The 22,347-nt window shown below is 61.2% G+C and carries 20 protein-coding genes; 18 read left to right on the top strand and 2 right to left on the bottom strand.

Features of this window, described 5'->3' with window-relative positions:
* Positions 1 to 41 precede the first annotated feature (41 nt).
* From dprA to INHI_RS0113045, 4 genes are all read left to right on the top strand, one after another.
* Complete coding sequence (gene dprA / locus INHI_RS20550) at positions 42 to 1,280, top strand: DNA-processing protein DprA (protein ID WP_036767070.1); 1,239 nt, start codon at positions 42 to 44, stop codon at positions 1,278 to 1,280.
* A 113-nt stretch (positions 1,281 to 1,393) separates the two neighbouring features.
* Positions 1,394 to 4,081, top strand: a complete 2,688-nt coding sequence (topA, locus tag INHI_RS0113035) for a type I DNA topoisomerase (RefSeq protein ID WP_027247922.1) — start codon at positions 1,394 to 1,396, stop codon at positions 4,079 to 4,081.
* 291 nt (positions 4,082 to 4,372) lie between these two features.
* Positions 4,373 to 5,092, top strand: coding sequence for a CoA transferase subunit A (locus INHI_RS0113040; protein ID WP_014873718.1), 720 nt, complete (start codon positions 4,373 to 4,375; stop codon positions 5,090 to 5,092).
* A gap of 12 nt (positions 5,093 to 5,104) precedes the next feature.
* Complete coding sequence (locus INHI_RS0113045; RefSeq protein WP_027247923.1) at positions 5,105 to 5,734, top strand: 3-oxoacid CoA-transferase subunit B; 630 nt, start codon at positions 5,105 to 5,107, stop codon at positions 5,732 to 5,734.
* A 63-nt stretch (positions 5,735 to 5,797) separates the two neighbouring features.
* Here the strand turns inward: INHI_RS0113045 and INHI_RS0113050 are convergent, their stop codons facing one another.
* Together INHI_RS0113050 and INHI_RS0113055 are read right to left on the bottom strand one after the other, a co-directional pair.
* Positions 5,798 to 6,289 carry a hypothetical protein gene (locus tag INHI_RS0113050; RefSeq protein WP_027247924.1) on the bottom strand — a complete coding sequence of 164 codons (492 nt, stop codon included), beginning with the start codon at positions 6,287 to 6,289 and terminating at the stop codon, positions 5,798 to 5,800.
* Between the two features lie 137 nt (positions 6,290 to 6,426).
* Positions 6,427 to 7,356, bottom strand: coding sequence for a lytic transglycosylase domain-containing protein (locus tag INHI_RS0113055; RefSeq protein ID WP_027247925.1), 930 nt, complete (start codon positions 7,354 to 7,356; stop codon positions 6,427 to 6,429).
* Positions 7,357 to 7,710: 354 nt separating this feature from the next.
* Between INHI_RS0113055 and INHI_RS0113060 the strand changes: the two genes are divergently transcribed.
* The 14 genes from INHI_RS0113060 (at position 7,711) to INHI_RS0113125 (ending at position 22,347) form a co-directional block, all read left to right on the top strand.
* The gene (locus tag INHI_RS0113060) at positions 7,711 to 7,896 is read left to right on the top strand and encodes a hypothetical protein (RefSeq protein ID WP_014873714.1); all 186 of its coding nucleotides are present in this window, start codon (positions 7,711 to 7,713) and stop codon (positions 7,894 to 7,896) included.
* A gap of 90 nt (positions 7,897 to 7,986) precedes the next feature.
* Complete coding sequence (locus INHI_RS21225; protein ID WP_014873713.1) at positions 7,987 to 8,163, top strand: hypothetical protein; 177 nt, start codon at positions 7,987 to 7,989, stop codon at positions 8,161 to 8,163.
* Between the two features lie 150 nt (positions 8,164 to 8,313).
* Positions 8,314 to 9,174, top strand: a complete 861-nt coding sequence (gene cpaB, locus INHI_RS0113070; RefSeq protein WP_027247926.1) for a Flp pilus assembly protein CpaB — start codon at positions 8,314 to 8,316, stop codon at positions 9,172 to 9,174.
* A 227-nt stretch (positions 9,175 to 9,401) separates the two neighbouring features.
* Positions 9,402 to 10,808, top strand: coding sequence for a type II and III secretion system protein family protein (locus INHI_RS0113075; protein WP_036767325.1), 1,407 nt, complete (start codon positions 9,402 to 9,404; stop codon positions 10,806 to 10,808).
* A gap of 19 nt (positions 10,809 to 10,827) precedes the next feature.
* Positions 10,828 to 11,454: an OmpA family protein gene (locus INHI_RS0113080; RefSeq protein WP_027247928.1), complete on the top strand. Its 627-nt coding sequence runs from the start codon at positions 10,828 to 10,830 to the stop codon at positions 11,452 to 11,454.
* 204 nt (positions 11,455 to 11,658) lie between these two features.
* On the top strand, positions 11,659 to 12,891 hold the full coding sequence (locus INHI_RS0113085; RefSeq protein WP_014873709.1) for a CpaE/TadZ family protein: 1,233 nt from the start codon (positions 11,659 to 11,661) through the stop codon (positions 12,889 to 12,891).
* 29 nt (positions 12,892 to 12,920) lie between these two features.
* Entirely contained in the window at positions 12,921 to 14,366 is a 1,446-nt protein-coding gene (locus tag INHI_RS0113090; protein ID WP_014879253.1) for a TadA family conjugal transfer-associated ATPase, read from the top strand.
* Positions 14,366 to 15,334, top strand: a complete 969-nt coding sequence (locus INHI_RS0113095; protein ID WP_014873707.1) for a type II secretion system F family protein — start codon at positions 14,366 to 14,368, stop codon at positions 15,332 to 15,334. Before INHI_RS0113090 ends, INHI_RS0113095 begins: the two co-directional genes overlap by 1 nt.
* Positions 15,335 to 15,344: 10 nt before the next feature.
* Positions 15,345 to 16,325 (top strand): type II secretion system F family protein, encoded by a 981-nt coding sequence (locus INHI_RS0113100; protein WP_027247929.1) that lies wholly within the window; start codon positions 15,345 to 15,347, stop codon positions 16,323 to 16,325.
* Between the two features lie 3 nt (positions 16,326 to 16,328).
* On the top strand, positions 16,329 to 16,931 hold the full coding sequence (locus tag INHI_RS0113105; protein ID WP_014873705.1) for a tetratricopeptide repeat protein: 603 nt from the start codon (positions 16,329 to 16,331) through the stop codon (positions 16,929 to 16,931).
* 40 nt (positions 16,932 to 16,971) lie between these two features.
* The gene (locus tag INHI_RS0113110) at positions 16,972 to 17,820 is read left to right on the top strand and encodes a tetratricopeptide repeat protein (RefSeq protein ID WP_027247930.1); all 849 of its coding nucleotides are present in this window, start codon (positions 16,972 to 16,974) and stop codon (positions 17,818 to 17,820) included.
* Between the two features lie 19 nt (positions 17,821 to 17,839).
* Positions 17,840 to 18,346, top strand: coding sequence for an A24 family peptidase (locus INHI_RS0113115; RefSeq protein ID WP_014873703.1), 507 nt, complete (start codon positions 17,840 to 17,842; stop codon positions 18,344 to 18,346).
* Between the two features lie 183 nt (positions 18,347 to 18,529).
* Positions 18,530 to 19,837, top strand: a complete 1,308-nt coding sequence (locus tag INHI_RS0113120; RefSeq protein ID WP_014879249.1) for a DUF8689 domain-containing protein — start codon at positions 18,530 to 18,532, stop codon at positions 19,835 to 19,837.
* Positions 19,838 to 19,911: 74 nt separating this feature from the next.
* On the top strand, positions 19,912 to 22,347 hold the full coding sequence (locus INHI_RS0113125; RefSeq protein WP_027247931.1) for a ligase-associated DNA damage response DEXH box helicase: 2,436 nt from the start codon (positions 19,912 to 19,914) through the stop codon (positions 22,345 to 22,347).

Consider the following 22,347-nt stretch of genomic DNA (forward strand, 5'->3'; position numbering starts at 1 on the left):
TCAAGAGCTAATCATAGTCTTGCAACAAGGCGGAGCGCAGGATGACCGAAGAAGCACATTCTTCCACTCACCCCCCACTCCCACCCACCACGGAAGATATTCGGATTTCCTGGCTCCGTCTTTTGCGCTCAAGACGTGTTGGCGCGGTGACGTTTCACCGTCTCCTCGCGAAATATGGATCAGCGCAGAACGCGCTATCCGCGTTGCCTGAAATGGCGCGCGCCGCTGGCATTAAAGGGTATGAAATATGCTCTGCCGACGCGGCACTGGCCGAAATCAAGGCCGCAGAAGCCGCCAATGCGCGGCTTTTGTGCTTTGGTGAGGCCGACTACCCGTCTCATCTGGCCGTGCTGCGCGACGCCCCGCCCCTGCTGTGGGCGGTAGGTGATCCCGCGCATCTCAACCAACCCACCATCGCCATTGTCGGTGCCCGCAATGCGTCCTCGCTTGGCGTTCGCATGGCCCGCGCTTTGGCTCGGGAACTGGGAGAGGCCGGGTACTGCATCATCTCAGGACTGGCGCGCGGCATTGACACCGCCGCCCATATGGCCGCCCTGCGCACCGGCACCTGTGCCGTGATGGCCGGCGGTGTCGATGTGGTCTACCCAACCGAAAACACCCGGCTGGCCGGGGATATCGCCGAACAGGGCGTGATGATCTCCGAACACCCTATGGGCATGTCCCCCCGTGCGCGGCATTTTCCGGCCCGCAACCGCATCATCGCCGGCGCCGCTCAGGCTGTGGTGGTGGTGGAAGGCGCCGCGAAATCCGGCTCGCTGATCACCGCGCGCGACGCGCTGGATCTGGGTCGCGATGTGCTGGCGGTGCCCGGCCACCCGTTTGATGCCCGTGCTGCGGGCTGCAATATGCTGATCCGCGACGGTGCCCAGTTGGTGCGCAACGCACAGGACGTGATTGAGGCGCTGCCACCGATGGATCTGTCGCACCGCGTGGTGGCCGAACTCTCCGACCGCCCAGTGCCACCGCCGGAGGCCGCAGCCAGCGCCCGCCTCACCGAACTGCCGCCACCACCGAAGGAGCAGCGCAGTCTGAGCGACACTGCAGCACTGCACCAGCTGATCCTCGACCGGCTCGGCCCTGCCCCCACGGCGGAGGATCAGCTGGTCCGCGATCTGGCCATCCCCTCTCGCGATCTGGCACCGGCGCTCACCGATCTGGAACTCTCCGGCGCAGTCGCCCGCGCGGCAGGTGGCCTCTTGATCCGGGGGGATTTCGATCCGGACCCAAAGGGCGCAGCTGGGCCCAAATCCCAACGCTGATTGACGCCACAGCGCATCGTCATTCGAAGCCGGATTGACAATCTCCCCTTGCACCCCACATGTTGCCCCGCCATAGAACGCCCGCAGCCCGTCCCACAGAGGTTTACGAATTTATGCCCGTTGTTGTTGTAGAATCCCCAGCTAAAGCCAAGACAATCAACAAATATCTTGGCTCAGACTACACAGTTCTGGCTTCTTACGGACACGTGCGCGACCTGCCTGCCAAGAACGGATCCGTCGAACCCGACGATGATTTTGCAATGACCTGGGAAGTCGGCGCCGACAGCCGCAAACACGTCAAGGCCATCGCCGATGCGCTGAAAGACGACAATGCACTGATCCTCGCGACTGACCCCGATCGCGAAGGCGAGGCGATCAGCTGGCACCTGCAGGAGGCGCTGACCAAGCGCCGCTCGATCAAGAAGGACACCGCTGTCTCCCGCGTGACCTTCAACGCGATCACCAAGGAGGCCGTCACCGAGGCGATGAAGAACCCGCGCCAGGTTGACCTGCCGCTGGTGGAAGCCTATCTGGCCCGCCGCGCGCTGGACTATCTGGTCGGCTTCAACCTCTCACCCGTGCTCTGGCGCAAACTGCCCGGTGCGCGCTCTGCCGGTCGCGTGCAGTCGGTCTGCCTGCGCCTGATTGTTGAGCGTGAGATGGAGATCGAGGCCTTCAAACCTCAGGAATACTGGTCCGTAAAGGCAAGCCTCGCGACACCGCGCGGACAGGAGTTCGAGGCCCGTCTGACGGTTCTGGGCGGTGACAAGCTGGACAAATACGCGCTGGCCAATTCCACGGCAGCCGAGTTGGCAGTGCAGGCCGTTGCCAGCCGGACCCTGACCGTGCAGTCGGTCGAGGCAAAACCCGCCTCACGCAATCCATCAGCGCCCTTCATGACCTCAACCCTGCAGCAGGAAGCCAGCCGCAAATTCGGCATGGGCGCGAAGCAGTGTATGAACGCCGCACAGCGGCTCTATGAGGCTGGCTACATCACCTATATGCGAACCGATGGCATCGACATGGCGCCAGAGGCCGTGCAGGAAGCCCGCGCCGAAATCGCCAATCGCTACGGTGCCGAATACGTGCCGGGATCGCCCCGGATCTACAAGAACAAGGCCAAGAATGCACAAGAGGCGCATGAATGTATCCGCCCCACCGACATGAGCCGCGACGCCAAGAGCCTGAAAGTCTCCGAGGATGACCAGCGCAAGCTTTATGATCTGATCTGGAAGCGGACCCTCGCCTGCCAGATGGAAGGCGCCCGTTTGGAGCGGACCACGGTTGATATCGGCTCAAACGACGGCCAAGTGGTGCTGCGCGCCACGGGTCAGGTGATGTTGTTCGACGGCTTCCTGCGTGTCTACGAAGAAGGCCGCGATGATGTTGTCGACGATGACGACAAGCGCCTGCCGCAGATCATGCAGGGCGAGTCGCTGAAATTCGCAGCGTCACTGGCGGCGCAGGCGGAGAAAGCCGACACTGGCGGCGCCATCCTGTCAGATGACAAGGCGGTTTTGGGCCTGCAGCACCACACCCAACCACCCCCCCGCTTTACCGAAGCGACATTGGTCAAACGCATGGAAGAGCTGGGCATCGGCCGCCCCTCCACCTATGCCTCTGTGATCACCACGATCCAGGACCGCGAATATGTCCGCAAGGACAAGAACCGCCTGTTCCCTGAGGACAAGGGCCGGATCGTCACCATCTTCCTGCTGAATTTCTTTCGCACCTATGTGGGGTATGAGTTTACCGCCAATCTGGAAGGTGAACTGGACGACGTCAGCGCAGGTGATCGCGACTACAAGGATCTGTTGAGCCGGTTCTGGCGCGATTTCTCCGCCGCGATCTCGGAGACCTCCGATCTGCGCATCACCGAAGTGCTGGATGTGCTGGATGACGCGCTGGCCCCGCAACTCTATCCGCCGCGCGAAGATGGCGTTGATCCCCGCGTCTGCCCCAAATGCGGCGCTGGTCAGCTGCATCTGAAAACCTCGCGCACCGGCGGGTTTGTCGGCTGCGGCAACTACCCCGAATGCAACTACACCCGCCCGATCTCCGGGGAGGGCGCCGAAGGGTATGAGCGTATTCTGGGCGAGGATGACGGCGATGAGATTCACCTGAAATCCGGCCGTTTCGGCCCCTATGTGCAGCGCGGTGAAGCCACGCCCGAGAACAAGAAACCGCCGCGCTCCTCGCTGCCCAAACAAGGCAAGGATTTCCTGCCGGGCTGGGGCCCGAATGAGGTCACCCTGGAACAGGCCGTCACCCTGCTGACCCTGCCCCGCGAGATCGGCCAGCACCCTGAGGGCGGCGCGATCCAGGCCAACCTCGGTCGGTTCGGCCCCTATATCGCGCATCAGAAGCCTGACGAGGAAAAGCCGGTTTACGTAAACCTCAAGGAAACACTCGACGTCTTTGAGATCGGCATGAACCGGGCGGTGGAAATGCTGGCGGAGAAGCGCGCCAACCCCGGTCGTGGCCGTCGCGCCGCTGCCAAGGCGCTGAAAGAGCTGGGTGATCACCCCGAGAGTGGCGGTGCCATCAGCATCATGGACGGGCGCTATGGGCCATACGTCAAATGGGAAAAGGTGAACGCCACCCTGCCCAAGGATGTCGAACCCAAAGATGTCACAGTCGAGATGGCCGTGCAGCTGATCACCGAGAAAGCTGGAAAATCCGGCGCCAAGAAGAAGGCCCCGGCAAAGAAAGCTGCCGCTAAAAAGACCACGGCGAAAAAGACGGCAGCGAAGAAACCCGCCGCCAAAAAGAAGGCGGAGACCAGCAGCGACGAGGGGTGACCGCTTGCAGTCTTAAAACCTGTCGCGACGGTATTGATCTGACACCCGTGACCGTCGCGCCGGGCCTTCTGGCCCCGCCCCTGAACAAAGCACTCCCGCCCGGTCAGCCCCGTCTCGCGACGGGACCTTGACCCGTTGGGCGTGGCGCCGCTGACGCGGCGCACTGCGCCGCCCCATCCGTCACCCTGCGCCCCCGTCCGTAGAAATACCTGTCTTTCTCCGTATCGTTGACTCTGCCCCCGGCGGGCGTCAGAACTTTGCCAACCTGGCTGATGATCATGGGAGATGGATATGAAAAAGGTTTATTCCAACGCTGCCGAAGCGCTGGACGGTGTGCTGCACGATGGCATGTTCATCGCCGCAGGCGGGTTCGGGCTCTGCGGTATTCCGGAACTGCTGCTTGACGCGATCAAGGACGCAGGCACCAAGGATCTCACCTTTGCCTCCAACAACGCGGGCGTCGATGACTTCGGTATCGGCATTCTGCTGCAGACCAAGCAGGTGAAGAAAATGATCTCCTCCTATGTCGGGGAAAACGCCGAGTTCATGCGCCAGTATCTGTCCGGTGAGCTGGAGCTGGAATTCAACCCGCAAGGCACATTGGCCGAGCGTATGCGCGCCGGTGGCGCAGGTATTCCCGGCTTCTTCACCAAGACCGGCGTCGGCACCGTGATTGCCGAGGGCAAGATGGAGAAGCAATTCCCCACCGGGACCGATGGCGCCATGGAAGACTACATCATGGAAGAGGGCATCTTTGCCGATCTTGCCATCGTGAAGGCCTGGAAAGCGGACGAGACCGGCAATCTGGTGTTCCGCAAAACCGCCCGCAATTTCAACGTGCCTGCCGCCACCTGCGGCAAGATCTGCGTTGCGGAAGTTGAGGAAATCGTCCCCGTCGGCAGCCTCGATCCGGATTCCATCCACCTGCCCGGCATATATGTGCATCGCATCATTCAAGGCGATCACGAGAAACGCATCGAACAGCGCACCACGCGCCCCGCAGCACAGTAAGGAGACCGCGACATGGCATGGGACCGCAATCAAATGGCCGCCCGCGCGGCACAGGAACTGCAGGACGGCTGGTATGTAAACCTCGGCATCGGCATTCCGACGCTGGTCAGCAACCACATCCCCGAAGGCGTCAACGTGACGCTGCAATCTGAGAACGGCATGCTGGGCATGGGCCCCTTCCCGATTGAGGGCGAGGAGGATGCAGACCTGATCAACGCCGGCAAGCAGACCATCACCGAACTGCCGCAGACCGCCTATTTCGACAGCGCGCAATCCTTCGCGATGATCCGCGGTGGCAAGATCGCCATGGCGATCCTCGGCGCGATGGAAGTGGCCGAAAACGGTGATCTGGCAAACTGGATGATCCCCGGCAAGCTGGTGAAGGGCATGGGTGGCGCGATGGATCTCGTCGCAGGCGTCGGACGTGTGGTTGTGGTCATGGACCACACCAACAAGCACGGCGACAGCAAGGTGCTGAAAGACTGCACCCTGCCGCTGACCGGCAAGGGCGTTGTGGATCGCATCATCACCAATCTTGGCGTGCTGGATGTGGTCGATGGCGGCCTGAAGATCGTCGAGACCGCCGAGGGCGTCTCCGAGGATGAGCTGCGCGCGGCAACACAAGCGACCATCGTCAACTGATCGCCGTAAGGCACCGCATAATTGAAACGGCCCGCCAGATAATCTGACGGGCCGTTTTTCATTCTACACGCCGGCAAGCTGATCTTGTGGCGGCAAATTTGGTCGCCCCCGTGGCCGCAAGGAGGACCACAACGGCAATTCCGCCGGGTTCAGGATCTCATACATATAGACGCGTTTGTCGTACCAGTTGACGCTCATCTCGCGGCCCGCCTCGAACACCAGCACACAATAGCTGTCACTGGCCAGATCGCAGCTGTCGCGTCCCAGCACGGTCACAACAACCGGATCGACAAGATGGCGCTTGAACAGCACCTGCGCCTTGACGGTTTTGCCCGACAGATGCAGCGCACCGGCAAACAGCGCCACCGCCACCAGAATATGGCCATAGCCGGAAAAGTTGCCGAGCGGATTGGCATTTGCCAGCCCCGGACCAAAGGCCACAAAGATCAGTCGGCCGAAAAAACCAACAAATGCGATGGTGCCGAACATGACAATATTGTCAGTCACCGCATGTGACCCCGCAGCCAATGCCGTCGGATCAATACCTAACTCCAATGCCTGTCTCCATAATTTACTTCAGGTAGAATACCCCCGTCGTAAATCAGCCAAATCGGGCGAAAAAATGATCCCGGCAGTCAGATCGCGACAATTTTCCTAAAAACTGCGAGAGCCTCAGCCCCCTAGACCTGCGTCTATTTCATCTGGCGAAAGACACAGCCATCGGTGATCAGTTCCGGTGGTGTCATACAAAGACCGCGCGCCACCTGAAACGCCGCCAGAACCTTGGGCACGTAATCGCGCGTCTCAGCAAAGGGCGGCACACCCGCGTGGCTGTGCACCGAACCTTCGCCTGCATTATACCCTGCCAGCACCAGAATCGGATCGTGGTTGAACTCTCCCATCAGCCAGTTGAGGTATTTCACGCCCCCCGCGATGTTCTCGCCACTGTCCAGAGCGTCACTGACCCCGAACCGTACCGCCGTGTCCGGCATCAACTGCATCAGTCCTTGCGCGCCCGCGCCGCTGATGGCCTCGGCCTTGCCTGCCGATTCCACCGCGATCACCGCCAGCACCAATGCGGGCGAGACGTCAGTCCCCACACTGGCGGTCAGGATCTGCACCCCGCGCTCGCCTGCGATATCCTGCAACAGCTGCAAGCGGGGCGCCGCCACCGGTGTATCACCATCCAGCGCCCGCAGCGCCTGGGCCAGCCGTCCCGGACCGCCGTCCGCCAGTTTGTCAGAGATGTTCTGCCAGAACCCGGTATAGCGCCCCGTCTGCGTCGCGGGCGCGGGGGTCTCATCTCCCGACACGGGCGCCGTGGGCGCGACAACAGACGGTTCGATCTGAATGGTGATGCGCTGCTTGGCACCGGGCTTGGGCGGGCGTATCCGCTTTGCCTCAAATTTGGGGAAGGGTGCCGGAGCCACCTTGCTTGCTTCTTGCGCACCGCTCTTTCCCGCACCGCCGCCCCAGACAGCGATGGAGACGGCCAGTACCACCGCCACTCCACTGCGCAACCACAGCCCCTCAGCGACGCATCCGTCGACTCGGGGTTTTCTGCGCGGTTCCGCCAATGCACGGCAGGCCAAACGGCCAGAAATGGATCGCCAAAGACTCATCGGGCTGCTCTGCCTCTGTTTTTCGCCGCCGAGACTCGCTGAAGCGCCGACAAAAATCCAGTTTTGCGCCCCAGATTCTGGCAGATTTGCCATATTTACCAAGATCTGCCGCCCCAGAGCCACGGATGTTGACAAGAAGTAAAATTAATAATCTTTTGAAATCATGTATTTAGATAGATCATTGGCGAAAAGTTAAAGTAGGGCAAATGAGTCCGCGTTTCAGCCCAAATCCTGCCACGCTCCGCTGGCTATATAGCCTCACACCAAGTCGAACAGAGCCGAGCAGGAGAGAGCAGGCTCACAAACGTACGGCAAGGTTGAAACACACTTTTAGATCCTTTGGAGGGACGAACCATGATCAAATTCATCAAAAACTTCCGTAAAGACGACTCTGGCGCCGTGACCGTTGACTGGGTTGTTCTGACCGCTGCTGTGGCCGCTCTGGCAGGTGTTGTTTACACCTCGATCGAAAACGGCGCGTCGAACCTGACATCCGCGACCGGCTCCTACCTGGGCACCAAAGGTCCGTCCGACTCCTAAGTCGCTTTTGACCTGACGAGTTTGAGGGCCGCGCCTTTTGCATAAGGTGCGGCCCTTTGCCCAAGGAACCTTCGGTTAGCGAGGTCCAGTATGAACAGGTTCAAGCAATTCATTGCCAAAGACGACGGCGCAGTCACCGTTGACTGGGTGGTTCTGACCGCTGCGATCGTTGGGTTGGTTGTGCTCATCGCCGCCTCTATGGAGGATGGCGCATTGGGACTGGCCGACCTGCTGGCAGCCTATATGACCAATTGGTCGTTTAGCTGATCGGGACGCAGCAACGCGTCTTGTCCGCCGGTGGCAAATGGCATCGGCGGCAGCACTGGGACAGAACGCCCGGTTCAGGCAACGGTTTGACCGACCCAGGCACCGGTGTTGCATCCGCAACGCCGGCAGCCCTTGATGAGAGGTACCACCATGCGTGCAGTATTCGGACTTGTCCTCATTGTCGGAGTCGCCCTCGCCGGGGGGGCTGTGATGATGGCCAAGAACTATATCACCGCTTACCAAAACGAACTCGCCCGTGAGCGCGCCTCGCGGGGAGAGAACATTCCGTTGGTCGATATCTTTATCGCCAACACGCAACTGAAATACGGCGAACGGCTGACCAAGGAGCATATCCGCTCCGTTCGCTGGCCCGAGAACGCCATTCCCGAAGGCGCCTTCCTGACCATGGATGCGCTGTTCCCGCCGCAATACCCCGATGATCATCGCGTGGTGCTGCGCCGCATGGAAAAGGATGAGGCGATTCTGGCGGTCAAAGTCACCAAACCCGGTGAAGACGCGGGCATCACCTCGCGCCTGTCCAAGGGCATGCGCGCCTTTGCAATCCGGGTTGACGTCTCCTCCGGCGTGTCCGGTTTTCTGCGCCCCGGTGACCATGTCGACGTCTACTGGACTGGCTCGCTCAATGATCAGAACGGTGGGCGGAATGGCGAATTCACCCGTCTGATCCAGACCAATATCGAACTGATTGCCGTTGATCAGACCGCCGGTGGCGATCTCGATGGCGCAGTGATCGCGCGTACCGTCACTGCCGCCGTACGCCCCGAACAGGTGGCCGCGCTGGCGCAGGCGCAATCAACCGGGCGGCTGTCGCTGTCGCTTGTGGGCGCGGGCGATGATACCGTGGCCTCGGTGATTGAGGTGGATCAGCGCAGCCTGCTGGGACTTGGTGCCATCGAGGCGCCACAACAGGCTGAGCAGGAAAAGGTTTGCACCATCCGCACCCGTCGCGGCGCCGAGGTGGTCGAGATCCCGATTCCCTGCACCAACTGAGCCGCGACCGCGCATTCCTGCAAAGGTTTCAGATGGATAACTTATCAAACACCGTCCCTCAGTGGGCGGTGTTTTTGTGTGATTGTTGCCGACACTCCACAGGTCCCCCACTGTAGCTGCATCCCGGAAGCCTTTGATTCTTGCAAAAATTCGCCGATGCGCGCAGAGTGGCGCAAAGAATGGGCAAAAAGACCCAGTATCGAGGCGTGATCGGAAAGGCAGGTCACATGGCTTTTAGACGGTATGTTGCGGCGGCCCTCACGGGGCTTTCGCTGGTGTGTTTCCCGGTTGCAGATGCAGCCTGGGGGAATGGCTTGCGCGTGGTCAAAAAGGGCACCGCCGCCAATCTTGAGGTGCCGATGAATCGGGCGGTGGTGGTCGAAAGCGACGTACCCTTCTCTGAACTCAGCATCGCCAACCCCAGTATCGCCGATATTTCCTCGCTGTCGGATCGCACGATCTACGTTCTGGGCAAGGCCCCGGGTCTCACCACCCTGACCCTGCTGGATGCCTCCGGTCGCCTGATCACCAACGTCGATGTCCGCGTGGCCGCCGATGTCAGCGAATTCAAGGAACGTCTGCGGCAGATCCTGCCCGGCGAAAAGATTGAAGTGCGTACCGCCAATGACGGCATCGTGCTGTCCGGTGTTGTGTCCAGCTCCTCTCGTCTGCAACGTGCATTGGACCTGGCCGAACGCTACGCCCCCGAACGGGTCAGCAACCTGATGTCCGTCGGCGGCGTGCAGCAGGTCATGCTGAAGGTGCGCTTTGCCGAAATGCAGCGCACCGTTTCCAAATCCCTCAGCGCCTCGCTCGGCGTGAAGGGCGGCAACAGCGTCGGCGTCAATGGCGGCACCAGCACCCTCAACACCCAAGGCGCGCTGACAAACAGCCTGTCCGGCAATATCCCTGCTGGCAACGACAACACCGGTGCCTTTGTCTTCGGTTTCAACGCCGGGGCCTTTCAGGTGAACCTCCTGCTGGAGGCGCTGGAACAGAAGGGCGTCGTCCGCACGCTGGCCGAACCCAATCTCTCTGCCCTGTCCGGCCAAGAGGCCAAATTCCTCGCCGGGGGCGAATATCCCATCCCCGTCGCACAGGAAGACGGCATCATTACAATTGAGTTCAAACCCTTCGGGATCGAACTGAACTTTGTGCCACGGGTGGTGGATGCCGATGTTATCAATCTCGAAATGAAGGCTGCGGTTTCGGCCATTGACCCCACCAATTCGATTGAACTGAATGGCCTCAGCATCGCTGCTTTCTCGCGGCGCGAGACCTCTACCACCGTGGAGCTACGAGATGGTGAGAGCTTTGCAATCGCTGGTCTGATCCGCGATGAATTCCGCGACAGCTCCTCGCAGCTGCCCTGGATCGGCGATGTGCCGGTGCTGGGCTCGCTGTTCCGCAGCGCCAACTACCAGCGCGCGCAGACCGAACTGGTGATCATCGTCAGCGCCCATTTGGTGACGCCGACACGCGGCGAGGCGCTAAGCCTGCCCACCGACCGTATCCGTCCCCCAAGCGAGAGCGAATTATTCCTGATGGGCCGGGTTGCCAAGGGCCAAAAAGGCCCCGCCAGCGAAGTTGCCAAGCAGGACTTCAACGGCTCTTACGGCTATGTGATGGATTAAGCAGAGGGATATGGGGCAGATGATCAGATATGCAGCACTCTTTGGCCTGTCCCTGACAGTGGCCGCCTGTGAATACGAGGCGGGCGAACCGCTGGATCGCTCGGTCTTTGGCAATGCCACCAATTCCAACGCAGCTGTAATGGCGGGCGAACGGGATTTCGCGATCCAGCTGGCGACCCGTTTTGCCGAGGAAGTGCCGACCACCATCACCTTTGCCTTTGACAGCGCCCAGCTGGATGGCAACGCCCGTGCCGTGCTGGATCAGCAGGCTCATTGGATCCGGCAGTTCCCCGAGGTGCGATTCCGTGTCTTTGGCCATACCGACGCCGTCGGCTCTGCCAGTTACAACAAATCACTTGGCCTCCGCCGCGCCCGCGCGGCAGTAAACTATCTTGTGTCGCGCGGCATCAGCCGCAGCCGCCTGCAGGCCGTCGTCTCCTTCGGCGAGACGCAGCCCCTGATTCCGACCTCTGACCGCGAACGCCGCAACCGACGCACCGTGACCGAGGTCAGCGGCTTCCTAAAGCGTCATCCCACTGTTTTGGATGGAAAATACGCACAGGTCATCTACCGCGAATACATCGAAAGCGCCGTACCGCGGACCTCGCTGACCAGCGAACGCTCAATCAAAACAACGCTCGAATAAGCGTGGCTAAACAGGGATAACTACAGTTAACCCTGTTTAGCCCTCATTAAGAATACCCCAGAAATGGGCGGCCTTGGCCCCAATCTCGCCCAGATCTTCACCGACATTGTTCTCAAGAGGTAATGTGCGTCCATCATTAGGATGTGCGTGCTAGCGTAGTCCGGCCAATATGGCGTGACACGCCCCGAGAGAAGGATAACGGTGATGAGCAGCGGAATGCCGCAGACAGAAGCGAATGCGATTGTTGCCTGTACAATCAGTCGGGACGTGCAGAACTTCGACCTGCTGATCGAAGACATGGAAGCGACAATGGGCGAATCCTGGGGCGACCTGGGCTTCACCGAGGCGCTGGCCTTCTTCAATCAAAGCGAAGCCGAAGCATTGGAATTTGTCGCCCTCGCCCTGGACAGCGGCGATGAGGACAACCTGCCGCTGATGGGCACCATCATCACCGAGGCAAAGACCCGCAATATCAAGGTGATCCTGATCGCCGAGGATGTGACCCCCGCCGCCCTGCACAACCTGCTGCGTCAGGGCGCGGATGAATTCATCCCCTACCCTCTGCCGGAAGGCGAACTGCAAGCCGCCATTGAGCGCCTGCGCCTGGCAGAGGCCGAACGCACCGCCGAGCCCCAGCACGTGCTTAAAACCGGAAGTCAGCGCGATGGCGCCGTCATCGTCTGCCACGGTCTGGCCGGCGGCAGCGGTTCGACCACACTGGCCGTCAACCTCGCCTGGGAGCTGGCGCAGCTCTCCACCAGCGAGACACCCCGTGTCTGTCTCCTCGACTTCGATCTACAATATGGCTCGGTCGCAACCTACCTCGACCTGCCGCGCCGCGAAGTGGTGATGGAGATGCTCAGCGACACCGAAAACCTCGACGAAGATGTCTTTGGTCAGGCGCTGGTCACCTATGAGGACAAGCTGCAGGTGCTGACCGCGCCGGTGGATATGATCCCGCTGGAGTTCATCACCCCCGAAGATATCGAGCGGGTGGTCACGCTGGCGCGCAGTCACTTCGATTTTGTGGTCATCGACATGCCCCACACGCTGGTGCAGTGGTCGGAAACCATTCTCAATATGGCGCATGTCTATTTCTCCATGGTGGAGCTGGACATGCGGTCGGCGCAGAACGCGCTGCGCCTGAAACGGGCGCTGCAATCCGAGGACCTGCCGTTTGAAAAACTGCGGTTTGCGCTGAACCGGGCTCCGAAATTCACGGACCTGAGTGGCAAGAGCCGTGTGAAACGCATGGCGGAATCCTTGGGCATTTCCATCGACCTGCAATTGCCCGATGGCGGCAAGCAGGTGGCGCAGAGCTCCGATCATGGCAATCCGCTGGCCAGTTCAGCTGCCAAAAACCCACTGCGCAAGGAAATTCTGAAACTGGCCCAATCGTTGCATGACCTCGGTCAAAGCGACGCAGCTGCGGCCTGAACCCAGATTTAACCAGGGGCGTTCTTTCCATGTTCTCCAAGTACAAAAAACAGTCTGCCACACCACGCGCTGCCGCGCAGCCGGCCCCTGCGGCCGCGCCCGCGCCGCAAAAGGCCCCCGCCCCGGCCGCCAGCATGCGCAAACCCATGGCCCGTACGGCTGCGGAGGCCGCCCCGGCGGACAAGGAACGCAAGCGCAAGGAGCGGATGGGCGAGATCAAGATCCAGCTCCACCGCGAGCTTCTGGACAACCTCAACCTCGCCGCGCTGGAACGCGCCAGCGAAGCTGAGCTGCGCGCCGAGATTTCCTCTATCGCCACCGAAATCCTTGAGGAAAAAGGCATCGTTCTCAACCGCGAGGACCGCCAGACCCTGACCAAGGAACTCTATGACGAGGTCACCGGCCTCGGCCCGCTGGAAACCCTGCTTCAGGACGACACCGTCAACGATATTCTGGTCAACGGCCCGCAGCAGGTCTTTGTCGAACGTGACGGCAAACTCCAGCTCAGCGATGTGACCTTCAAGGATGAGAAGCACCTGATGCGGATCATCGACAAAATCGTCTCCGCCGTGGGTCGCCGTGTCGATGAAAGCAACCCCTACGTGGACGCCCGTCTTGCTGATGGCTCGCGTTTCAACGCGATGGTGCCGCCGGTTGCTGTCGATGGCTCGCTGGTGTCGATCCGTAAATTCAAGAAGGACAAGCTGGGCATTGATGATCTGGTCAGCTTCGGCGCCTTCACCGAGGAGATGGCCGCCTATCTTCAGGCCGCGGTTTCCACGCGCCTGAATGTCATCGTCTCCGGTGGTACCGGCTCTGGTAAGACCACAACGCTCAACGCGCTATCGTCCTTCATCGACAACGCCGAACGCATCCTGACCATCGAGGATACGGCGGAACTTCAGCTGCAACAGACCCATGTGGGCCGGATGGAAAGCCGCCCGCCCAACGTCGAGGGTCGCGGCGAGGTTTCCCCCCGCGACTGTCTGAAAAACGCCCTGCGGATGCGCCCGGACCGGATCATCGTGGGCGAGACCCGCGGCGAGGAGGTGATCGACATGTTGCAGGCGATGAACACCGGCCACGACGGGTCCATGACCACGATCCACGCCAACTCCGCCCGCGACGGCATCTCGCGCCTGGAAAACATGATCGCCATGGCCGGCATCGAAATGCCGATCAAGGCGGTGCGCAGCCAGATCGCATCGGCCGTCAACATCATCGTGCAGGCCTCGCGTCTACAGGACGGCTCCCGCCGCATGACCTCCATCACCGAAATCACCGGCATGGAAGGTGATGTGATCTCCATGCAGGAAATCTTCCGGTTCCAGCGCGTGGGCCTCACGCCTGAGAACAAGATCATCGGCCATTTCACCGCCACCGGCGTGCGCAGCCACTACTCCGAGCGCTTCCGCCTCTGGGGCTATGACCTGCCGTCCTCGATCTATGAACCCACCGTGATGGAGGCGCGCTGATGCAACTGAGTGCAGAACCAATCATCTATGGTCTGATCTTCATCGGCGTCTTGGTGCTGGTCGAAGGTCTCTATCTGGTGACATTTGGCAAATCCATCAGCCTCAACAGCCGCGTCAACCGCCGCCTGGAGATGATGGACAAAGGCGGCAATCGCGAACAGGTGCTGGAACAGCTGCGCAAGGAAATGCGCCAGCACATGAGCGCCAAGTCGATCCCGCTCTATTCTCTTCTGGCCGAACGCGCGCAGAAGGCCGCCATTGCCTTCTCACCACGTCAGCTGATCCTGATCATGGGCGGCGTCGCGGCCATCGCCTTCGTTGGCCTCAGCGTTGGCACCAGCGCCGAACTGCCGCTGCGTCTGCTGGCCTCGGTGATCATCGGCGTCGGCGCCGTGTTCTTTTGGGTCAACAAAAAAGCCGCCAAACGCATGGCCATGATCGAAGAACAGCTGCCCGATGCGGTCGAACTGATGGTGCGCTCCCTGCGGGTCGGCCATCCCTTCTCCTCTGCCGTGCAGATCGTCGCCAATGAGGTTGAGGACCCGCTGGCCACCGAATTCGGCGTCATCGCCGACGAAAGCGCTTATGGCCGCGATGTGGGCGAGGCGCTGAAGGAAATGGCCGAACGGCTGGACATGCAGGACATGCGCTTTCTCGCCGTCGCGGTGACCATCCAGCAGCAATCCGGTGGTAACCTCGCCGAGGTGCTGGCCGGTCTGGCCAAGGTGATCCGCGCCCGCTTCCGCCTGTTCCGCCGCGTGAAGGCCATCACCGCCGAGGCGCAGTGGTCCGGAAAATTTCTCTCCGGCTTTCCGCTGTTCTGTCTGGGCGGCATTCTGGCCAAGGACCCCGGCTACTATGACAGCGTGATCGACCATCCCTGGTTCATCCCCGCCTGTTTCGTCGTGGGCGCCATGCTGACCGTCAATCTCTTTGTCATGCGCATGCTGACAAACATCAAGGTGTGAGGCAAAATCCATGACATCCCTAAGCGATATCAATGACCTGCTGGTAACACACCTCGGCCCCTTCGGCCCGCTTCTGGTCATTGGCCTCATTGGCCTCTTCATGATCCTGCTGGCCATTCCTCTGCTGCTGAACCAGCCAGAGGACCCGCTGAAGAAGCTGCAGAAAAGCATGTCTGCCAGCACCCAGACCAAACCCAAGAAGGAACGCCTGCGGCAGGCCGATCGCAACGAACAGCTGCAGAAATTCGCGTCCTTTCTGGAACCACAGGACGCCGCCGAACTCTCCAAGATGGAGCTGAAGCTGCGTCAGGCCGGCTACCAGTCCAAGGATTCGGTTCGGTTCTTCCACTTCGCCCAGTTCGCATTGGGGCTGATCGGTCTCGCATTGGGTCTGTTCTACGTCTACGTGCTGAATGCGGACATGGAGTATGACAGCCAGCAGATGGTGATCCGCATCATCGGCCCCGGTGCCGCCGCCTATATGCTGCCGAAATACTGGATCACCCGCCGCATCGAAGAGCGCAAGCAAGAGATCACCTCCGGTTTTCCCGACGCGCTCGACATGATGCTGGTCTGCGTCGAGGCTGGCCAGTCGCTGGATCAGGCCATCGTGCGCGTGGCCAAGGAACTCCATGCCTCCTACCCGGCGCTAGCCGATGAATTCGACATTGTGGCCCAGGAAATGAAGGCCGGTAAGGACAAGGACAAGGTCATGCGCGACATGGGCACCCGCTGCGGTGTGCAGGATGTGTCCTCCTTTGTGACCGTGATGATCCAATCGGCCACCTTCGGCACCTCAATTGCCGAGGCGCTGCGGGTCTACGCCGGCGAAATGCGGGACAAACGGGTGATGCGCGCCGAAGAGGCCGCAAACAAGTTGCCAACCAAAATGACCCTTGCCACAATGACCCTTACGGTGCCGCCGCTGCTGATCATTCTGGTCGGGCCTTCAGCGCAGGGCATCGCCAATCTGGGCAATATGAGCAAATAACACATGATGACATTGGGTTGGGCCATCCCGTCCCGTCTCTGTCGGCTGATCACCGCCACCCTCGCGCTTGCGTTGGTGGCGGCTTGCATGTCGCCGGGTGGCAAACCGGACCCGAAGGATCCACTGGGCGGCCCGGCCTTGCCCGGCGTTGATCCCCGTGGCACCGCCGAAAGCGGCCTCATTGTCGGACATCGGCTGATGGCTGCGGCGGAATATGAGCTGGCGCTGGACGCCTTCACCCGTGCCGCACTAGAGGACGGCCTCAGCGCCGAGGTGCTCTCCGGCCTTGGCACCGCCAACCTGGGACTGGGGCGTCTGGGGCAGGCCGAAACCCATCTGCGCCGCGCGGTGGAGCGTGACCCCGACTGGCCCGCCGCCATGAACAACCTCGGCGTGGTGCTGATGGAACGGCAAAAATACCCGGAGGCCGAGCAGATCCTGCGCCGTGCCTTCGCGCTTGATAATGGCGAAAGTGACGCAATCCGCGAAAATTTCCGCCTTGCCCTCGCAAAACTTGACCAGAGCACGCATAGTGATCCGCAACAAAAAGGCTACGCATTGGTGCAGCGCGGAGGGGGCAGTTACCTGATTCGCACGTCCCGGTGACGCAAGGCCTAGAGGCAGAGCAGCACAGAGGACGCAAAAAATGCGCCAGCAGATTTTCGTATCCGCATGTCTGGTCGGTGGGCTTGTCCTGTCGGCCTGCGCCAAGGACGACACCGAAGCCGTGGACCGCGCCTTTCAGGAGGTGAACGTCGTCGATGAAAGCAATCTCAACGATGTGATGCTGACGGTTGCCGACCCGAATGAGGCCGTCACCTATTTCCAGCGCACGGTGAAATCCGCGCCCGAGCGGATCGACCTTAACCGCGGACTGGCGCTCTCGCTGATCCGCGCCAAGCGCAACACCGAGGCGGTCACCGCCTGGAAAAAGGTCGTCTCCCTCCCCGAGGCCACCGATGCTGACCGAGTCGAACTGGCCGACGCGCTGATCCGCACCAGCAATTGGGACGAGGCCAAGGCTACGCTCGACAAGGTGCCGCCCACCCACGAGACCTTCAAACGCTATCGGCTGGAGGCGATGGTGGCCGATTCCGAGCAGAATTGGAAACGCTCCGACAGCTTTTACCAGACCGCCGTTGGCCTCACCACGCAGCCCGCCCGCGTGATGAACAACTGGGGTTACTCCAAACTGACCCGTGGTGACTATGCCGAGGCCGAGCGCCTGTTCGGCGACGCCATCCGTCAGGATCAATCACTGTTCACCGCCAAGAACAATCTGGTGCTGGCCCGTGGCGCACAGCGCAACTACACCCTGCCGGTGATCCCGATGGACCAGAGCGAACGCGCCCAGCTGCTGCACACGCTGGCGCTATCAGCTGTGAAACAGGGCGACGTCCAGACCGGCGAAAGCCTGCTGCGTCAGGCGATCTCTACCCATCCGCAGCATTTCGATGCCGCCGCCCGCGCGCTTGCTGCGCTGGAAAACGGCTAACCACCGGAGCCTGCTGTCCATGTTGATCTCGGCCCATGTCGCCCTGTGGTTTCTGCCCTTCGTTGTGCCCCTCTGCTGTGTGGTCGCGCTCAATGACCTGCGCCATATGCGAATCCCCAACTGGACCGTGGATCTTCTCGGTGCGATTTTTGTCATTGTTGGCCCCTTCCTGATGAGCTGGACGGACTATGGCTGGCAGTTGCTGCATCTGCCCATCGGCATCGGCCTTGGTTTCCTGTGCTACAGCGCGGGTATGGTCGGGGCGGGGGACGCCAAATTTGCCGGGGCCGCAGCCCCCTTTGTTGTCTTTGGCGATCTGTCTGTGGTGGTGATGATTTTCTCCGCCATGCTGCTGGCTGGCTTCCTGACGCATCGCATTGCCAAATACACGCCCCTGCGCCGTCTCGCCCCCCATTGGAAGAGCTGGGATGTCGGCAGCAAATTCCCGATGGGCCTCTGCCTTGGCGGCACCTTGGTATTCTATCTGGTCCTGGGCAGCCAGCTGGGCCAGACCGCCCCCGTCTGAGACGTCTCAGACCAGATCGGATCTGCCTGACAATTTTCTAAAATGCGTGACATGTGATCTGCCGCTTCGCGGAAATGCACCAGCTTTGCCCCGCTTGTGCCACAGTGCTGAATAAACTCTTGCCTGGAACACCCGCGCGCCATCCGGCGTGCCCTTGTGCAACCGAGACAGGCAGGCCGCAGCATGAATATGGAAACCTCCGCCGTAATGGCGCCCCCCTCTCCGCGCGGGCTGGAGCAAATGCAGCTCCCCATGGTGATGATGCGGGATATCCTGCTGAAAACGATCTTTCGCAAGACCTGCGAAAACGTCAGCGAAATCGCCGCCGCAATCTGCCTGCCGATCCCGGTGACACAGGAACTGGTGGATATTGCCCGCGAACAGAAACTGCTGGAGGCCACCGGTACACTGAACGCCAACAGCGGCAACGAAATGGGCTATCAGCTGACCGAAGCAGGCAAGGCCCGCGCGCTGGATGCTCTCAGCCAGTCGGAGTACTACGGCGCCATGCCGGTGCCGCTGGACATCTACCGCGAGCAGGTCAAACGCCAGTCGATCCGCAATATTCTGGTCACCCGTCAGCAGCTTTTGGGCGCGATGGGGCATCTGGTGCTGCCCGACAGCCTGCTGGACCACCTTGGCCCCGCCGTCAGCGCCGGTCGCTCCATCCTGATGTATGGCCCACCCGGCAACGGTAAATCCTCCATCTCCAACGGCATCCGCGACGCGCTGGGGGACCATGTCTATGTGCCCCGCGCCATCGAATATGCAGGTCAGGTGATCACGGTCTATGATCCCATCGTGCACACCGCCGTGCCCCTACCAGAGGACGACCCCAACAGCCTGCGCCGCGCGCGCCGCTTTGACAGCCGCTATGTGATGTGTGAACGCCCCACGGTTGTCACCGGCGGCGAGCTGTCCCTGTCGATGCTGGATCTGGTCTACAACCCCACCGCGCGCACCTATCAGGCACCGCTGCAGCTGAAATCCACCGGCGGCATCTTCATCGTCGATGACCTTGGCCGACAGGCGGAATCACCGCAGGCGCTGGTCAACCGCTGGATCGTGCCGCTGGAAGAGGGACGCGATATCCTCTCCCTGCAATCGGGCGAGAAATTCGAAGTGCCATTCGACACGCTGGTGATTTTCTCCACCAACTTCCACCCCAATGAAATCTTCGATCAGGCTGCCCTGCGCCGGATCTTCTTCAAGATCAAAATCGACGGCCCCGATCAGGAAAACTTCCTCAAGATCTTTGCCATGGTCGCGCAGAAAAAAGGCATCCCGCTTGATGAGGCCGCGCTGGTGCACCTGCTCAAACACAAATACCCGACCATCGACAATATCTACGCCAATTATCAGCCGGTGTTCCTGATCGACCAGATGAAGGCGATCTGCGATTTCGAAGGCATCCCCTACCAGATGTCTCCCGACCTCATCGACCGCGCCTGGGCCAATATGTTCGTGAAGGACGAACACATCGTCAAATGAGCCACCCCAAAGTTTTTTGAAAACTTTGGCCAGAACTTTTAGAAAAGTTCTGCCACCGCGCCTACATAAGTCGGATGAGCAGGCTTCCCGATGTCATCACGGATTGGTTCAGCACCCGTGGCTGGACCATTCATCCCCACCAGCAAGAGATGCTGGCGCGCGCCGATGATCCGGCGACATTGCTGATTGCCCCCACCGGTGGTGGCAAAACGATGGCTGGTTTCCTGCCAACGCTGGCTGATCTCGCCACCGGCGACCACCAGGGTCTGCACACGCTCTATGTCTCGCCGCTGAAGGCGCTGGCGGCGGATATCAAACGCAACCTGGGCACCCCGGTTGACGACATCGGCCTGCCCATCCGCATTGATGACCGCACCGGTGACACCCCCGCCAGCCGCAAGCGCAGCCAGCGCGCCGATCCCCCCCACATCCTGCTCACCACACCTGAAAGCCTTGCCCTGCTCACCTCTTACGAGGACGCGCCGCGCATGTTTGCGGGGCTGAAACGGGTGGTGCTGGATGAAATCCACGCCCTCGCCGACAGCAAACGCGGCGATCAACTGATGCTCGCCCTGACCCGGCTGCAAGCGATCTGCCCCGACATGCGCCGGGTCGGCCTTTCCGCCACCGTCGATGACCCCGGCGCCATCGCGCAATATCTGGCCCGCCACCCGGACCCCTGTGATATCGTGCTGGCCGATCCCGGCCCCGCCCCCGACATCCGGATGCTGCACACAGACGCGGCCCCGCCCTGGGCCGGTGGCGGTGCCGCCCATGCCATCCCTGCCGTGCTGGAACAGATCAAAGCGCACAGGACCACGCTGATCTTCCACAACACCCGCGCCCAGGCCGAAATCTTCTTTCGCAATCTCTGGCTCGCCAATGATGACGCGCTGCCGATTGGCATCCACCACGGCTCGCTTGATCGGGTGCAGCGCGACCGGGTGGAGGCGGCAATGGTTCGGGGAGAGTTGCGCGCCGTAGTCTGCACCGGCTCACTTGATCTGGGCATCGACTGGGGGGATGTGGATCTGGTGATCCAGATCGGCGCGCCAAAAAACGTCAAGCGACTGGTGCAGCGCATCGGACGCGCCAACCACCGCTACAACGCCCCCTCCAAGGCGCTGCTGGTGCCCGCCAACCGGTTTGAGGTGGTGGAATGCCGCGCCGCCCTTGAGGCGGTTGAGGCAGGCACGCTGGACGGATCGCCACGCTCCCCCGGCCCCCGCGACGTCCTGTGTCAGCACATCCTGATCCACGCGTGCGCCGGTCCCTTTGCTGCCCATGATCTGTTTGCTGAGGTCACCGGCGCTGGCGCCTATGCCAGCCTCACCCGCGCAGAGTTCGACGCCTGCCTCGACTTCTGCGCCACCGGCGGCTACGCGCTACGGGTCTATGACCAATGGCAACGGCTGCTGCAGCGCCCCGACGGGCTGTGGCAGCTGCGGGACCCCCGCGCCGCCCGCCGTATCCGCATGAATATCGGCACCATTCAGGACGCCGACCTCCTGAAAGTCAGGCTCAAACGCAGCCGTGGTGGCAAACCGCTGGGGGAAATTGAGGAAGCCTTTGCCGCCACTCTGACCCCCGGAGATACCTTTCTCATCGGTGGGCAGGTGGTACGCTATGAGAGCTTGCGTGAAATGACGGTGGAGGTCAGTCGCAATGCCAGCAAGACGCCCAAGGTGGCAGTCTTCTCCGGCACCAAATTTGCCACCTCGACCCAGCTCAGCACCCGCATTCTGGATATCTTGCAACGCGACAGCTGGCCCGATCTGCCACCGCACACCGCTGATTGGCTGGCCTTGCAACGCGAGGTCTCGCAGTTGCCCCGCCGGGGCCAGCTGCTGCTCGAAAGCTTCCCCTTCCGGGGCCGCGAACACCTTTGCATCTACGGCTTTGCCGGGCGCAATGCGATGCAGACCCTCGGTCTGTTGCTGACCAAACGCATGGAGGAGCTGTCGCTCGACCCGCTGGGCTTTGTCGCCACCGATTATGCCACGCTGATCTGGGGTCTCAGCCCGGTTGACGACCCCGCCCCCCTGTTCGACCCGGACAAACTGCGCGCCGGTCTCGATGGCTGGCTGGCGGACAACGCGGTGATGAAACGCAGCTTTCGCGCGGTGGCCAATATCGCAGGCCTCATCGAACGCAACACCCCCGGCCAGCGCAAGAGCGGCCGTCAGGCGACGTTCTCCTCTGACATCCTCTACGACACATTGCGCAAATATGATCCCGATCACCTGCTTCTGGACATCACACGGCAGGAGGCGCTTGGCGGTCTGGTGGACTTCGGCCGTATTGAGGAGATGCTGACGCGCATCAACGGAAACATCACCCTCAACCGCCTGTCGCAGATCTCGCCCCTTGCAGCCCCCCTGCTGCTTGAGGTCGGCAAGGTCCCGGTAAAAGGCGCGGCACAGGAAAAATTGCTGCAACGCGAGACCGAAGATCTGATGCGACTCGCCGGGCTGGCAGCGCTTGAAGCCCCGGCCGCACCAGAGCTTTGA

This window comes from Phaeobacter inhibens DSM 16374, from assembly GCF_000473105.1.
In the GTDB taxonomy this organism is placed as follows: domain Bacteria; phylum Pseudomonadota; class Alphaproteobacteria; order Rhodobacterales; family Rhodobacteraceae; genus Phaeobacter; species Phaeobacter inhibens.